This window comes from Bradyrhizobium agreste (genome assembly GCF_016031625.1).
GTDB classification, from domain to species: Bacteria; Pseudomonadota; Alphaproteobacteria; order Rhizobiales; family Xanthobacteraceae; genus Bradyrhizobium; species Bradyrhizobium agreste.
Genome location: NZ_JACCHP010000007.1, coordinates 349,621 through 361,913, shown reverse-complemented (window position 1 = coordinate 361,913; position 12,293 = coordinate 349,621). Strand labels below are relative to the sequence as shown.

Here is a 12,293-nt window from a genome sequence, read left to right as displayed (position 1 = left end):
ATCGTCTGGCCAATCGCTGTCCGACGACAATCTGCGTCGGCCGTTGCAATCGTTGGGGACCTATAGCGCCGACATCGGTTATCCGGTCACGGTCGCCGCCGACCCATCATCAACACAGCGTTCACCCCACATCAAATGCCGTCCGCGCGGAACCCCCGGCACAGGGGGGCCGTTTGGTAGGCCGAGAGCCATGCAAAATTCCGAGGAACAGAGCGATGGCGGTGGCGGATTGGTCCCTTCCGGAACGTTTCGCATTTCGCGGTCACTCAATCGCGTGGGGAGTCATGGGCGATGGCCCGCCCGCGGTATTGCTTCATGGTACGCCTTTCTCATCATCGGAATGGCGCAGAATCGCGCCTTTGTTTGCCGAACAGCGGCGGGTCTATTGCTTTGACCTGCTTGGCTATGGTCGGTCCGACAAACCCGCCGGAGACGTCTCCCGTGGCATTCAAAATGAGCTTTTCGCAGCGCTCTACGATCACTGGGGACTTCACAATCCCGATCTCGTCGCACATGACTTCGGCGGCTCGACAGCATTGCGCGCTCATTTGCTCAACGGACTCGACTATCGATCGTTGATGCTCATCGATCCAGTTGCGATCAGCCCGCAAGGCTCGCCGCTTGTTCAAGCCGCTAAGAAATACGAGAAGGTCTTTTCCAGCCTGCCGTCGTACATCCACGAAGCAATCTTGCGCGCCTATATCGGCGGCGCCGTTGCGAACGCACTGCGCGAGGAGGAGATGACACTCTACCTTGCACCGTGGCTGGGGGAGGAGGGCCAAAAAGCCTTCTGGCGTCAGGTCGCCCAGATGGACGACAAATACTCGCAAGAGGTCGAATGGCGGTACGGCGAGATTCGTTGCCCGGTCGCCATCCTATGGGGAGAGGAAGACGCCTGGATTCCCTTAAGAGACGGCCGCGAACTCGCGCGCCGTATACCCGGCGCTGCCTTCCATGCAATTCCCAATGCGAAACATCTCGTACAGGAGGACGCGCCGGAAGCAATCGTATCGGCGGTGTTTGGTTTCTGGCGCCCTCTGAACTGAAAGCGTTGCTATCCAGCAATTTCAATTACATAGGTGTTCGCAGTCTTATCCTGTCCGGCGCGCCATTTGCCCCGGACCACGCTATTGCCGACAAGAACCGCTTCCGTTGCGCGAGCCTTTCCCCTGCTACGCGGCCGATCTTCGACCGCGCGTTCGCGGCGGCGCGATCAGGGCTTCCGCCGGAATGTCCCATTCGCGGTGCAGCTTCCAGGCCATTCTCATTGTCAGCGGACGCTTCCTGGTCAGAATATCGGACGCGCGCTGGCGCGAGCCGAGCAGGCGGCCTAGATCGGCCTGGGTATAGCCGCCCATCTCCATGCGGTAACGAATCGCATCGATTGTATCAGGCGGATCAATCGGCCAGCGCTTACGCTCGTAGTCCTCGATAATCAGTGCGAGGGGATCGAAGCGGTCGGCTTCCGGCGTGCCCGGTTTGGGTTCTTTTTCGAAGTATCCTTCGATCTCGTTGAGCGCCGCTTCATAGTCGGCCTCGGAGCGAATTGGACGGATCAATTTTTTCGCCATGATACGGTCTCTGGATCGATGCGGTCGTATTCGGAATGAGTGCCGATGAACTTCACAAGCAGGCGGCCGAACGCATATGACACGTGAACGATCAGCCGATATTTATTCCCACCGAGATCGAAGATGACTCAGTTGTCGCCCACGAAATCGACGGTGCCGCCGAACTGCCGCTTTATTTCGGCGGGATTGGCCCAATCCGCCTTGGCTGCAATAGCGAACCCCGCCCGAATTGGGCCCTCAGCTTGCGGGTAACGCGCCCAAAATTCTCTCAAAGTGCGAAGGGCAATCACCTGCATGCCAACACCTTATCATGTCACCAAATTGGTGATAATCGCGACAATCTGCCTCGCTCCGAAATCGTAAGGCCGAATGCGTGCTTGATCGTGCCGCAGAACGCGGCACCGACCCTCACGGGTATCGTCATAGCGCCACGGCGAAGCAGTCGTGCCATTTCGTTGGCGGTGGCACGCATTTCGATAGTAAGCTCGTTCCATGCGCACGATCGGCCGTCTGTTCTCCTGCCTCGCTCTGTTGCTTGCCATCGCCGTCGTCCCGATGCTTCCCGCGCGTGCGGCTGAGACCTGCCCGTTCATCAGCGCGCAGGAACTCGCCCGCGCGATGCCGGCGCTGAAATGGTCGCTGATTTCGAACCAGGACGGCCGCGGCTGCATCTACCAGGCCGGGCGCGGCGACACGATGATGCTCTCCGTGTTCCGCAATCCCGACAAGGACCGCGCCAGGGAATTGTACGCGACCTTCGTCGAGACGCTCAGTGAGCGCATGAAGCTGAGCGCAGTGGCTGACATCGGCGACGAGGGCCAGGGCGGAACCAGCGCCGCCGGCGCCGAGCGCCAGGAGGCCTCGGTCGTCGCTCTCTCCGGCGACTACATTCTGCAGATCAGCGTCTATCCGATCGGCCGCCGCGCCGACGATGCGCTGCTCGGCCCCATCACCGAAGCCGCAAGAATTGCCGTCGCCAACGTGAGCAGGAGCAGCGAGCGGTTCGGCAATTGCGAGTGGCTCACGGCCGCTGATGCCGACGGCTTTCTCGACAACTCAACGCTGACGGTGCAGCGGACCGGCGCGGGCAGCTGCATGATGTTCGATCGCGAGGCCAACACCATGACCGTCGCGGTGATCGCGATGTCGCGCGATACCGTCCTCGGCATGATGAAGCGGGCGGGCCCCTGCACGCACGTGGCGATCCCCGAGCTCGGCCGCGAAGCCTTCGGCGAGCATTCCTGCATCAAGGGCAACGGCAACGCCGTCACCATATATGTCTGGAAAAACGGCCGGCAGGCGTCGATCCTGTTCGCGCCGGTCAAGCCGCATCCGGAGTCAGGCTCGGTCGAGCGCCTCAAGGCGGTCGCCGCGCGGGTGTATGGGAAATTGTGACGGCGCTGCGTGGCGTTGCGGGCGCATGCGCCCGTCGCTCGGCTGGAAAGAGGATTTCGGTAGGAACGTTTCGCTACCGAGCGCGAGTCAGCTCCACGCCATCGACCACCATCTTCCATGTTCCCGCCTCCTGGTGAGGCGGTGTCGAGACCTCGAATATCGTCGACAGGAATGGAATTCCAACGACGAAATTATCACCCTCGAACCGGCGCAGCGGCGCGTTGATCGTTGTCGTGACCTCGCCGATCGCGGTGTCCTTCCTGACGCGCTTGTAGTGGACGGTCCCGTCCTTGGTGACCTCCACGTCCATCGCCTGGGCGTGCCATTCGCCGACATAAGCGGCCTTGTCTTCCGTCACCGGCTGTCCGCACGCGGAGAGCAGCGGCACGGCCGCAACGAGAACCGTCAAAGAAGTCAGCTTTCTCATATTTCGCTCGACAGCAGCAGGCATCACGAAGATGCAGGTAGCACCCCTCTTCGTCGGCCATGGTGTCATCTGGGTTCACGGTCTCCCAGCACCTCCCTGCACTTTGCCGCAAACGCGTTGAGGTATGCGCCGAGCTCGCTCGCCAGCGCGTCGGAGCGCTCGACGTTCTGCAGGCTCATGTTGAGCGCGTAGACCGGAAGCCCCTCGATCACGATCGGCGTTGCGACGGCGACAACGGCGGGCTGCCACGACACCGCGCAATAGCCGTCGCGTTCGACGGCGCTGATCGATCGCCTGACCTCCGCCAGCAGCGTCCTCGTCGCAGCAGCGCTGCGCCGCCTGAACTGCTTCAGCAATCGCTCGCGGTCGGTCTCTGCAATGCCGGCGAGGTAGGCGCGGCCGAGCGACGTCAGCTCCATCGGCACCTGCTGGCCGGCGACCACGTTGCGCAGCGCCGCGCGCGGGCTGTAACGGATCGACTCCAGGTAAACCATCATGATCCTGTCCGCAGTCGCGAGCCCGACGTTCAGCCGGCGCCTGGCCGATTCCGTCCGCATCATCGGGCCGATCGCGTTGAGCACGGGCGATCCCGTCCGCATGGCGTGACCGATGCTGATGACCGATGCGGCAAGGCGGTAGGCCCGCTCGCTGCGGACTTGGTCGAGCATCCCGGAATAGACCAGCGTCCGGGTCAGCCGGCTGACGGTTGATCGCGGCAAGCCTGTTCGCTCCGCGATCTCGCCGTTGCCGAGTGTATCGACGCCGGGGCGGAACGCCCTGAGAATTTCGATGCCCCGTTCGAGCGAGCGATTGCCGTCGACCCCGCCCGCATATTTGCGCGCCTGCGCCATCTCCGATCTCCTCGCCGTTTCCACTGAGTGGAATTAAGCGGATGTTCGGGTGGCTGCAAGCCGCTATAGGCAGCGGAAAGAATAATGCCGGGCTGCGCACGGCACGACGAGGAAACCGCAATTGCGGAGCTTGCGCCGATCATGCCTCGCGCGCCGACCGATCCGACTCCAGGGAGCTTGCCATGTCCTATCAGCTCATCGAATTTTCCGTCGAAGCCGGTGTTGCGACGATCGCATTCAACCGGCCGGACCGGCGCAATGCCATGAGCGACGAGATGCGCGCCGAGTTCTCAGGCGCGCTCGAAACCGTGTCCCGCGACAAGGCGATCAAGGCGCTGGTGCTGACCGGGCGCGGCAACGCCTTCTGCGCAGGCGGCGACATCGGCGGCATGAAGCGCCGGCTCGAGGCGCCGCAGGGCGAAGTCGCATTCAACGGATGGAGTCGTCAGCAGGGCGTGCATCACGTGCAGTCGCTGCTGCTAGGCCTGCCGAAGCCGACGATCGCCGCCGTCAACGGCGCGGCGGCGGGCCTCGGCGCCGACACCGCGCTCGCCTGCGACTTCGTCGTGGGCACGGAACGATCGAAATTCACCTGGTCCTACATCAAGCGCGGCTTGATCCCCGACGGCGGGGGGCTTTATTTCCTGCCGCGCCGGGTCGGGCTTGCCAGGGCCAAGGAGCTGATCTTCACCGGCCGCGTCGTCGAGGCCGACGAAGCGCTCGCGCTCGGCATCGTCGATCGCAAGGTGGCCGCGACCGAGCTGCTGTCGGCCGCACAAGCCTGGGCAGCGGAACTGGCTCAAGGGTCCGCCACGGCGCTCGCGCTCAGCAAGAAGATCCTGAACGAGACCTTCGAGCATTCCGCGCACGATATCTTCAATCTCGGCAGCCAGGCGCAGGCCATCTGCTACACCAGCGCCGAGCATCGCGAGGCCGTGGCGGCGTTCCTCGCGCAATCCTCGGCGAAGGGTTGAGCGATGAGTGCGATCGAACGCCTGATCCGGCCGCGCAGCATCGCCGTGATCGGTGCATCGGCGGACCCGAGCAAGACCTCGGGGCGGCCGGTCTCCTATCTCCAGAAGCACGGCTTCGCGGGGGCGATCTATCCGGTCAATCCGAAGGTCGCGGAAATCGGCGGTCTCGCCTGCTACCCCGACATCGCCTCGCTGCCCGACGTGCCTGACGTCGGCCTTGTCCTGCTCGGCGCGGAACGCGCCCACGTCGCGGTGCGGGAATTGTCCGCGCGCGGGGCTGCCGCCGCGATCGTTCTCGCCAGCGGCTTCACCGAAACGGGAGCGGAGGGCGCCGCGCGCCAGCAGCAGCTGATGCAGGCCGCCGGATCCATGCGCCTGCTCGGGCCGAACACGATCGGCCTCGTCAATCTCACCGACGATATCGTGCTGTCGGCCTCGGGCGCGCTGGCCATGGACCATTTCCCGGCAGGTCCGGTCGGGTTGGTCTCGCAGAGCGGAGGCATTCTCGGCGCCATCTTGTCGCGCGCCGCGGCGCGCGGGGTCGGGCTGTCGAAGCTGGTGTCGACCAGCAACGAAGCCGATCTCGAGCTCGCCGATTTCATCGACTTTCTCGCCGACGACGATGCGACCAAGGTCATCGCGCTCTACATCGAGGCGATCCGCAATCCGGCCCGCTTCCGCGAGGCGGTGCTCAAGGCACGAGGTGCCGGCAAGCCAATCGTCGCCTTCAAGATCGGGCGATCGGAAGCGGGGGCAAAGGCGGCTATCTCGCACACCGGCGCGCTCGCAGGCTCCGATCGCATGTATGACGCCTTGTTCAGGCAGCTCGGCGTGATCCGCGCGAAAACGTTCGAAGACCTGCTCGACATTCCCGCAGCGCTTTCGACGGGACGGAAGCTTTCCGGCCGGCGCGTGGCGATCCTCACCTCGACCGGCGGCGCCGGCACGATCGTGTCCGACAGTCTGGGCGTCGCAGGCTTCGCAACGCCCGCTCCCGACGCGGATACGGCCGCGCAACTCCGTGCCTTGCAGTCGGGAGCGCATGCGATGCTCGATCGCAACCCGATCGACGTGACCCTGGCCGGCCTGCAGCCGGATCTGCTCCGCGCCGCAATCCGCATCCTGCTCGCCAGCCCGTCCTACGATGCGCTGGTCGTCATCGCCGGCTCGTCCGCCGTGGGATCGCCGGCGCTGATGGCCGACGCCATCCACGACTGCCTGCCGCTCAGCGGCAAGCCCGTCATTGCCTATGTGAGTCCTCATGCGCCCGATGCGGTCTCCGTCCTCACGCAGCGAGGCGTCCCCGCCTATACCTCCGCCGAAAGCTGTGCCGCTGCGCTCGACGGATTGTTGCAGGCCGGAATGTTCGAGCAGGTTCCGACGTCCGGCTCGGCTGGGACGGCCGTCGACATCACCGATCTCCCGGCGGGATCGCTGGACGAAGCCCAGGCCAAAACCTTGTTCGCCCGCTTTGGTATTCCGATCGCTGCAGAGCAGGTGGTCGCAACGGCCGAAGAGGCGGAATGGGCGGCGCGAGACTTCGGCGGCAAAGTCGTGCTCAAGATTCTCTCGGGCGAGATCGCGCACAAGAGTGATGTCGGCGGCGTCGCGGTCAACCTGACCGCCGAGGCCATCGGCGGCCGGCTGACGGCGATGGCCGACGAGGTCGAGGCTAGGACCGGGAAGCGGCCGGAGCGATTCCTGGTTCAGGAGATGATTTCAGGCGGCGTCGAAATCATCCTCGGGATGCACCGCGATGCCTTGGGCGTCGCCATCCTCCTCGGCATGGGCGGCGTCGCCGCCGAGCTGTTCAAGGACACCACGATGCGCCTGCTGCCGCCGGAAGGCGGCCTCGACCTCGCCGAGGCGCGCGCGATGGCGCGCGATCTCGTCACATGGCCGTTGCTGGACGGCTTCCGCGGCCGGCTGAAATGCGATGTCGAAGCGCTCGCAGCAGCGATCGTCGCTTTCTCGCAGATGGTCGCGCACCTCGGCGACCGGCTTCTCGAGGCCGAGATCAATCCGGTCTTCGTGCTGCCGGCCGGCCAGGGCGTGAAGGCGGTCGACGGGCTGGCTGTTCTGGGCGCAAGCAAATGAAGCCGCACCGCTGTCGCTTGCAAAATGGCAGGCGGCTCGTTCGTCGAAACCGCAAGCCTCATTGAATAACTCGACAAGAACCGGATGGGAGGACCGCATGGCAATCGGCAAGATCATCAGTCGCGACCGCGCTGCATGGAGGGGTTGGCCGCGCTCCGCCATTCTCGTCTCGTCGGCCTTGCTGGCGGTGGCGGTATCGAGCGCTGCGCCGGCGCGGGCCGAGTATCCCGAGAAGATCATCAAGATCGTGGTGCCCTTCGCGGCCGGCGGCGGGACCGACATCGTCGCGCGAACGACCGCCCAGGAAATCCAAACGGACCTCGGCAAGCCCGTCATCATCGAGAACAAGCCGGGTGCCGGGACCATCGTCGGAACCCAGACGGTGGCGACGAGCGAGCCCGACGGCTATTCGCTGCTGCTGGCGACGTTCGCGCACGCGGTCAACCCGAGCCTCTACAACAAGCTGCCGTTCGATCCGCACAAGGATTTCGCCGCGGTCTCGTTGATCGCGCGGTCCTTCAATGTCGTCGTCGTCAACCCCGCATCCAAGATCAACTCGATCTCCGATCTGATCGCTGAAGCCAAGGCCAGGCCGGGCAAGCTCAATTTCGGCACGTTCGGCATCGGCACCTCGGCCCATCTCGCCGGCGAGCTGTTCAACGCCATGGCGAACGTCAAGATGACGGCGGTCCCCTACAAGGGCGCGGCGCCTGCGATCAGCGATCTCTTAGGGGGACAGATCGACGTGATGTTCACCACGGTGGCGAGCGCAGCCTCGCTTGTGGCGGCCGGTCAGCTCAGGGCCTTGGCCGTCACCTCGGCCGAGCGTTCGGCCGCGTTCCCGCAATTGCCGACGGTTTCCGAGGCCGGATTGCCCGGCTACGCAGCCGAGTCCTGGTACGGATTATACGCGCCGGCCAGGACGCCCGCTCCGGTGATTGCGCGCCTCACCCAGGCGATCGCGAAGGCCGTTCAGTCCGGTGCCTTCAAGCAGCTGTCGACCAACGAAGGCCTGATCATGGTCGGCAGCGCGCCCGAAGAGCTCGACCGCTACGTTCGGCAGGAGGAAGAACGCTGGCGCAAGCTGGTCAAGGACGCGAACATCGAGGTGCAGTAGATCATCCGGGACCGCCCCGCAGGCTCGGTCTTCACCGCAAGCCCTGCTCGTCGATCAGGATGCGGTGCATCTCGATGCGCTCCGGCAGCTCGATCAGGAAGTCCGCGTCGCGCGCGAGATGATGGACCTTGGTCGGCTCGCCCTTGGTAAAGCCGTCATGGTTGCGATGTCCGCCCAATAGGAAATAGTGGTGAACCACGTCTCCTCGTCGCGATCCTCGCGCAATTGCTGCACACCGAGTGCGGTCTTGCGCAGCGGCGGGATGCCTCGGCTTGCAGGTAGGCCTGGTAGGCGTCGGCGAGGTCGCGGCGGGTTCGGCCGCGCCAGATGCGGGCGATGGTCGGCTTGGTCGGCATGGAAGGATTCTCCTTCCTGCCGAACGCTGTGCGGCGTGGTCTCGTTCCAGCGTCCCCATGTCACGGCCATCGGCGGTCGTAACCGCCGGTTAACCATGGATATTTACGGTGTAGCAAGCCTCTGAGCTATGACTGTCAGTTGATTTCGAGTCCCAAACCCATGGCGTTCGGTAGCCGCGCATCTCCGCGAAGCATCGCCCCGACGGAGCAAGCGGCTTCGTGGGAAGCGCCGCGGGCTGTGAGGGCGAAGCCTGACGGTGCCTCGCCGGGATTGACCAAGGGATCGCTGACCGTCTCCGGTACGCTGTCCTTTCTGCGCGAGAACGGCCGGCGCATTCTGACGCTGGCCCTGGCGCTGTTCGCCCTCGGCGTCGTCGCTCTGATGGTGCTTCCGGTCCGCTATGCCGCGACGGCCCTCGTCGTGCTCGATCCGCGCGAGCTGCGCGTGACCTCGGAGCAGGACGTGCTGCCCGGCATCGGCCAGGATGCCGCGGCGCTGCAGAGCCAGATCGAAATCGCCAAATCCGACGGCTTCCTGCGCCCCCTGATCGAGCAGCTCAAGATCGCGGACGACGAGGACGTCGCGGGCGGTTATACCGACATGACGCGCCTGCTCGAGAAATTCCGCAACCGCCTCGAGATCACCCGGCGCGGGCTGACCTATGTCATCGCGATTTCGTTCACCTCCAGCCGGCCGGATCGCGCCGCATACTATGCCAATGCCATCGCCGAGGCCTTCGTTGCCAGCCAGGGCCGCGTCCGCACCGAGGCGACGGACGAGGCCGCCGATTGGCTCAAGGACCGGCTGAAGACGCTGAGCGAGCGCCTGCGCGCGTCGGAAGACGCCGTCGCCGCCTTCCGGCTCGAGCACAACATCGTCAATGCCGGCAAGGAATCCACCACGCAGCAATTGCGGGTGACCGACCTGACCCAGCAGGTCTCCGCCGCCCGCGCCCGCACCGAGGAGGCCAAGGCGCGCTACGAGCAGGTGCAGCGCGACGTCAAGGCCAACGTCGAAGGGCCGGTGAAGCAGGATCTCCTCAGCATGCTGCGCGCGCAGCGCTCGGCCCTGAACGACCAGATCGCGCAGAAGAAGGCGGTCTATGGCGACCGCCATCCGGACCTTGCGATCTCCTACAGCCAGCTGGCGGACATCAACCGGCAGATCGAGATCGAGCGGAAGAAGAACATCGACACGGCCAAGTCCGAATATGAGGCCCAGCTGGAGCAGCAGAACGCGCTGGAAAAGCAGCTCAAGGCGGTCGAGACCAAGATGCTGCGCGACGGCCAGGCGCTGGTGAAGTTGCAGGAGCTGCAGCGCGACGCCGATGCCAACCGGAATATCTACGAGCAGTTCCTGTCGCGGTTCAAGACCACCAATGAGCAGCGTCAGCTGCAGGCCTCCCAGACCAAGATCGCCTCGGTTGCCATTCCGCCGCTGCGCTCGACCCGTCCGCCGCTCGCCTTGCTGCTTGCGGCGCTGGCGATCGGCTCGCTGCTGACGTCGACCGCCGCCGTTGCGGTGACGACGAGCCTGTCCGCCGACGAGGCCGAATCCGCTCAGGCGCCTGCCTCTCGTGCAGCGGAGGCGGAGCCCGGCCGGCAAGTTTCTCCGCCGGCCGCCGCCACCCGCCTGGCCGAGGCGATGCCCCGCCTTCCTGTCTGGGCCCGCATTCCCGAGCTGGCGCCAGCAGCCGGGATCAACACGGTCTGGCAAAGGCCGGTCGGCGCGTCGGCCGAGCTCGATGTCAGCCCCCATCTTCGGCCACTGCTCGAACGCATCGACCGCGTGCCGGTGCGCGGCTGCAAGGTCGCGCTGGTCTTGTCGGTCGGCAAGAGCGCCGGCGGCAACACCGTCGCCCGCTCCCTCAATCGCGCCGCCGTGAACCGCGGCATGATGAGCGTGCTGATCCGCCTCCAGCCGGAATTCGCCGGCACCCAGCCGCCGGTGACCGAATGGCAGGACGGCTCGACCACGGCGGGACTTCAGTCGATCGACGAGCTGCTCAGTGCCGGCCGCAAGCCCGATGCGCGGCCCGAGGACGATATCCGCTCGGAGTTTGACCTGATCGTCGTCCATGCCAGCGACCTCGCCTTGCAGCCCGACGCCGTTGCCCTGGCCGCGCATGCCGACCTGATCGTCCTCGTGGCGCGCGCCGGCGAGCTCGGCGCGTCCGCGATGCGGAGGGTGACCGCGGCGCTGTCGAAATATGCGCCGGTGCCGACCGGCCTCGTCGTCAATCACGTGCCCGCCGATTCCGTGGTGCCTCAGCCCGACGGTGGCGCGTTGGGTCTTGCGGTTTGACGATGACTGCCTTGCGCCGCCGTCTGCTGGCTGCGGCGATGCTGTTGTCGATCTCGTTCAGCCGGCCGGTGTTTGCCGACGATTGCGTGCCCCTGCCGTCGACGGTCTCGCCCGCGAGGCTTGCCGCGCTCGCGCGCGGCTTCAACGCCGACGGCTGGATCAACGGTGCACCGCCGGACCGCGCGCTGCTGCAGCAGCTGCGCAAGGCGGGCATGAGCCATGTCCGCCTGCCGGTGCCGGCGGAGCGCGTGATGCCGCGCTTTGCCGCAAAGGACGAGCGCGAGGCGACGCTGCGCGTGCTCGACGGCGCGTTGAAGCAGCTGAGCTCGCTCGGCTATTCCAGCTCCGTCGACCTTCATCCGGGCGAGCGCTTCAATCGCCTGCACAAGGATGATCCGGACGCGGCGATGGGCGAGATGCAGGAGGCCTGGCGCGCGCTTGCTGAGATCATTCGATCCTATCCTGCCGATCGAATCTTCGCCGAGCTGCTCAACGAGCCCGATATCGAAGCGGACAGATGGCAAAAGGAGGTCGAGGCGCTCGCCGCTTTCGTTCGCCGATTGCTGCCGGACGCCACGCTCGTCGTCGGTCCGGTCAACTGGCAGCGCGCGGATTCGCTGCCGCTGTTTCGTCCGCTGGCGGACCCTGACGTCGTCTACGCCATCCATTTCTACGATCCGATGGTGTTCACCCATCAGGGCCACTGGGACGCGCGCGATCCGCTGCACGACATCATGGATCTGCCTTATCCGATCGACGCCGGCGATCCCAAGGTTCAGGCGCTTCGGCAGGATTTGCAGGCCAGGGCCGCGGTCAAGGCGCTCGCCATGCTCGATACCGCGATTGCCGCCGCCAAGGACAAGCCGGGGGCCGATCGCTGGCTCGCGCCCGCGCTTCAATGGCAGCAGCAATTTTCGCGGCCGATCATCGTCAATGAGTTCGGCGTGTTGAAAGCCGGCGCCCCCAGGCAGAGCCGCTTGCGCTGGCTGGCGGAGGTCACTGCCTATGCCCGCGCGCATTGCTGGGGCTGGGCGCATTGGGAACTGGCGCAAGGCTTTGGGCTGGTCGACGCCGCAACCGGCAAGCCCGATCCCGACGTGATGCGGGCGCTGCTCGGCACGTCCGGCCGGCTTGAAGGGGCTCCCTCCGCGCGCCGTGATCGTTAACGGATCCTTACACCTCACGCGGCTATCGTGTCCC

The 12,293-nt window shown here is 65.3% G+C and carries 10 protein-coding genes and 2 pseudogenes; 7 read left to right on the top strand and 5 right to left on the bottom strand.

The annotated features are described in order from the left end of the window. Positions 1 to 215: 215 nt before the first annotated feature. Complete coding sequence (locus HZZ13_RS13320; RefSeq protein ID WP_197960034.1) at positions 216 to 1,046, top strand: alpha/beta fold hydrolase; 831 nt, start codon at positions 216 to 218, stop codon at positions 1,044 to 1,046. A gap of 126 nt (positions 1,047 to 1,172) precedes the next feature. Here the strand turns inward: HZZ13_RS13320 and HZZ13_RS13315 are convergent, their stop codons facing one another. Together HZZ13_RS13315 and HZZ13_RS13310 are read right to left on the bottom strand one after the other, a co-directional pair. Next, positions 1,173 to 1,571 carry a helix-turn-helix domain-containing protein gene (locus HZZ13_RS13315; protein ID WP_197960033.1) on the bottom strand — a complete coding sequence of 133 codons (399 nt, stop codon included), beginning with the start codon at positions 1,569 to 1,571 and terminating at the stop codon, positions 1,173 to 1,175. After that, positions 1,556 to 1,867, bottom strand: a pseudogene (locus tag HZZ13_RS13310) (type II toxin-antitoxin system HigB family toxin). Before HZZ13_RS13310 ends, HZZ13_RS13315 begins: the two are co-directional and overlap by 16 nt. A 196-nt stretch (positions 1,868 to 2,063) precedes the next feature. On the opposite strand from HZZ13_RS13310, the gene HZZ13_RS13305 reads away from it, so the two are divergent. Further along, a complete protein-coding gene (locus tag HZZ13_RS13305; protein WP_197960032.1) occupies positions 2,064 to 2,966 on the top strand; it encodes a hypothetical protein in 903 nt (300 codons plus the stop codon). Positions 2,967 to 3,039: 73 nt separating this feature from the next. Here HZZ13_RS13305 and HZZ13_RS13300 read toward each other — a convergent pair whose 3' ends face one another. Together HZZ13_RS13300 and HZZ13_RS13295 are read right to left on the bottom strand one after the other, a co-directional pair. After that, positions 3,040 to 3,393, bottom strand: a complete 354-nt coding sequence (locus tag HZZ13_RS13300; RefSeq protein ID WP_197960031.1) for a hypothetical protein — start codon at positions 3,391 to 3,393, stop codon at positions 3,040 to 3,042. A 65-nt stretch (positions 3,394 to 3,458) separates the two neighbouring features. After that, entirely contained in the window at positions 3,459 to 4,244 is a 786-nt protein-coding gene (locus tag HZZ13_RS13295) for an IclR family transcriptional regulator (protein WP_197960030.1), read from the bottom strand. A gap of 182 nt (positions 4,245 to 4,426) precedes the next feature. Here HZZ13_RS13295 and HZZ13_RS13290 point away from each other — a divergent pair, with 182 nt between their 5' ends. The 3 genes from HZZ13_RS13290 to HZZ13_RS13280 all read left to right on the top strand — a co-directional run bounded on the left by HZZ13_RS13290 (position 4,427) and on the right by HZZ13_RS13280 (position 8,432). Continuing rightward, positions 4,427 to 5,218, top strand: coding sequence for an enoyl-CoA hydratase/isomerase family protein (locus HZZ13_RS13290; RefSeq protein ID WP_197960029.1), 792 nt, complete (start codon positions 4,427 to 4,429; stop codon positions 5,216 to 5,218). Positions 5,219 to 5,221: 3 nt separating this feature from the next. Continuing rightward, positions 5,222 to 7,315, top strand: a complete 2,094-nt coding sequence (locus tag HZZ13_RS13285; RefSeq protein WP_197960028.1) for an acetate--CoA ligase family protein — start codon at positions 5,222 to 5,224, stop codon at positions 7,313 to 7,315. Positions 7,316 to 7,412: 97 nt separating this feature from the next. Then, on the top strand, positions 7,413 to 8,432 hold the full coding sequence (locus HZZ13_RS13280) for a tripartite tricarboxylate transporter substrate binding protein (RefSeq protein WP_197960027.1): 1,020 nt from the start codon (positions 7,413 to 7,415) through the stop codon (positions 8,430 to 8,432). 31 nt (positions 8,433 to 8,463) lie between these two features. On the opposite strand, the pseudogene HZZ13_RS13275 reads toward HZZ13_RS13280, so the two are convergent. Beyond that, positions 8,464 to 8,788: pseudogene (locus tag HZZ13_RS13275) on the bottom strand (hypothetical protein). A 160-nt stretch (positions 8,789 to 8,948) separates the two neighbouring features. Between HZZ13_RS13275 and HZZ13_RS13270 the strand changes: the two are divergent. Further along, positions 8,949 to 11,093 carry a GumC family protein gene (locus HZZ13_RS13270; protein WP_197960026.1) on the top strand — a complete coding sequence of 715 codons (2,145 nt, stop codon included), beginning with the start codon at positions 8,949 to 8,951 and terminating at the stop codon, positions 11,091 to 11,093. Positions 11,094 to 11,095: 2 nt separating this feature from the next. After that, complete coding sequence (locus HZZ13_RS13265; RefSeq protein ID WP_197960025.1) at positions 11,096 to 12,259, top strand: glycoside hydrolase family 5 protein; 1,164 nt, start codon at positions 11,096 to 11,098, stop codon at positions 12,257 to 12,259. Positions 12,260 to 12,293: the final 34 nt, after the last annotated feature.

Coding starts and splice junctions, on each gene's coding strand:
- HZZ13_RS13320 (WP_197960034.1), top strand. CDS start 216: ATGGCGGTGGCGGATTGGTCCCTTCCGGAACGTTTCGCATTTCGCGGT.
- HZZ13_RS13295 (WP_197960030.1), bottom strand. CDS start 4,244: ATGGCGCAGGCGCGCAAATATGCGGGCGGGGTCGACGGCAATCGCTCG.
- HZZ13_RS13265 (WP_197960025.1), top strand. CDS start 11,096: ATGACTGCCTTGCGCCGCCGTCTGCTGGCTGCGGCGATGCTGTTGTCG.
- HZZ13_RS13270 (WP_197960026.1), top strand. CDS start 8,949: ATGGCGTTCGGTAGCCGCGCATCTCCGCGAAGCATCGCCCCGACGGAG.
- HZZ13_RS13315 (WP_197960033.1), bottom strand. CDS start 1,571: ATGGCGAAAAAATTGATCCGTCCAATTCGCTCCGAGGCCGACTATGAA.
- HZZ13_RS13300 (WP_197960031.1), bottom strand. CDS start 3,393: ATGAGAAAGCTGACTTCTTTGACGGTTCTCGTTGCGGCCGTGCCGCTG.
- HZZ13_RS13305 (WP_197960032.1), top strand. CDS start 2,064: ATGCGCACGATCGGCCGTCTGTTCTCCTGCCTCGCTCTGTTGCTTGCC.
- HZZ13_RS13285 (WP_197960028.1), top strand. CDS start 5,222: ATGAGTGCGATCGAACGCCTGATCCGGCCGCGCAGCATCGCCGTGATC.
- HZZ13_RS13290 (WP_197960029.1), top strand. CDS start 4,427: ATGTCCTATCAGCTCATCGAATTTTCCGTCGAAGCCGGTGTTGCGACG.
- HZZ13_RS13280 (WP_197960027.1), top strand. CDS start 7,413: ATGGCAATCGGCAAGATCATCAGTCGCGACCGCGCTGCATGGAGGGGT.